Raw genomic sequence first — 1816 nt, forward strand, 5'->3', positions numbered from 1 at the left:
TTTGCGCGACGCCTGCTTGTCTCCCTGGCTGACTCGAATCCAGTAAACGCCCGCGCGGAGCGCGCTCGCCCTGTTGAAGGTCACGGCTTCCCGAGGCTGGTGCTCGAAGTCGAACTCTCGAGACTCGACGACGCGACCGGCGACATCGATGAGATGGATCTGTGCCGGTCCGTCCTGAAGTCCGACGAACGCCGTCAACGGTCCGCGAGCCGGATTGGACCGCAGCTCCACCACGCCGAAGCCGGGCCCCGGAGGCCGGGGAGGAACGATTGGACCCGGCACTCCCGGGCGCAAGGCGGTGATGTATCCCGAGTAGCCGGTACTCGTGGACTCCCTCCATAGTGCGATCACGCTGCCCGCTCCCACGCGGGCGAGCTGGATGTACTGCGGCATGACGCGTGATGCACCGACGAAGCTTCCAGTCCCGGGCCACCCCGTCGCAAGGCGGCCCTGGTCATCGAGTCGCGCTGCGTAGAGACGCGGCTCCCCCGTTCGCGTGTCGATCCAAGCGACGAAAGCACCCCCCTCACTGTCGCCAGCCACCTCCATCTGCCACGGATCGACGGTCTCCGTCATCGCGGCGTTGCCCTCCGCCTTCCAGCCAGCCATCACTTCCCCGCTTCCATCGAGCCTCAACACGCCCGGGCGCCCGCCCGTCACGAGGCCCACGAGCAGTCCTCCCGCTCCATCGGATGCCACGGAATACACGGCTTCCGCCGGGATCGATCCCGCGTCCTGAACCCCATCGCTTCGGATCCGTGTCGCGAATCGAGATGCGATCAGCCCACAGTTCGACCCCGTGGGACACACTTGCGCCGTGAGCCAGGCAGCGTAAGCACCTCCACTCCCATCGGGAAAGAGACTCAACGCCACGAAGTTCTCCTCATCCGTGACCAAGGTGCCGTGTTCAGGCCAGGCAGGATCAGGACTCGCGTTTTCATCCAATCGAAACACCCGAATGCCCTGGATGTCGAAGCGAGTCGGGTCCGAGAGCAATTCGTAATCGATCGCGCTGACGAATACGTGGCCTTGTCCGTCGACCGCGAGCCCTGGCCCCCAGGCACTTGGAATCACGTAACCACCCACCGGCCAAGAGACGTGGGGGGCGCCGCTGGCGTCGATGCGAAGGATTCGAACCCGAACTTCGAATCGGGCGATGGACTCCATCAAGCCCACCAGAACCCCGCCCTCTCCGTCCGGTAGCAGAGTCGCTGCTCTCCCGGGGCCCAGATCCAGGCCCTCGGGCGCCCAGCCTGCAGCCACGGCGCCTGCGGCGGTGATGCGCTGTACCAATACGTGTCGGACCGAGGACTCCTCGCTCTGCCAGGCGACGAACGCGCCTCCTGCTCCGTCCTCGGCGATCCCTGGCGAGTATGAATACCCAATCTGCAGTTCACTGACCAGGAGACCAGCGGATGGCCATCCCGCCACAGGGTCGCCCTCGGCCGTCCAGGCCATCGCCCAAACCTGGTAACGGTCCGAAGCGAGTCGTTTGGTCCAAGCGACGATGATGTGCCCGTCGGACTCCGCTGCGGCGAATTCGTCGCCGTTGCCGATCAGGTTGCCGCCGGGTTGCCAGGCAGCGTGCGCCAACGAGGGCGCCAGGAGCGCGGTGAGGAGGAGAGCCACGACAATTCGCAAGAGAGCCTCAGAGCTTGCCCGGTGGCGAAGGAGCCTACACCTCGAATGAGACGGCCTTCTAGCCAAAACCTACGCCCTGAGGCCTGCCCGCCTGGCGACCAGCAGCTTGCTCACCGCCGGATCCTGACCCAGACCCATCGACAGCAACGCGCGATCCATCGCGTAGAGCAATGCC

1 protein-coding gene is annotated in these 1816 nt (G+C 65.5%); it reads right to left on the bottom strand.

Annotated elements, in window-relative coordinates; genetic code table 11:
* A partial coding sequence (locus VFQ05_09230) for a T9SS type A sorting domain-containing protein (GenBank protein HET9326940.1) occupies positions 1–1629 on the bottom strand: 1629 nt, incomplete at its 3' end.
* Positions 1630–1816: the final 187 nt, after the last annotated feature.

The organism is Candidatus Eisenbacteria bacterium (genome assembly GCA_035712145.1).
Classification (GTDB): Bacteria; Eisenbacteria; RBG-16-71-46; order RBG-16-71-46; family RBG-16-71-46; genus DASTBI01.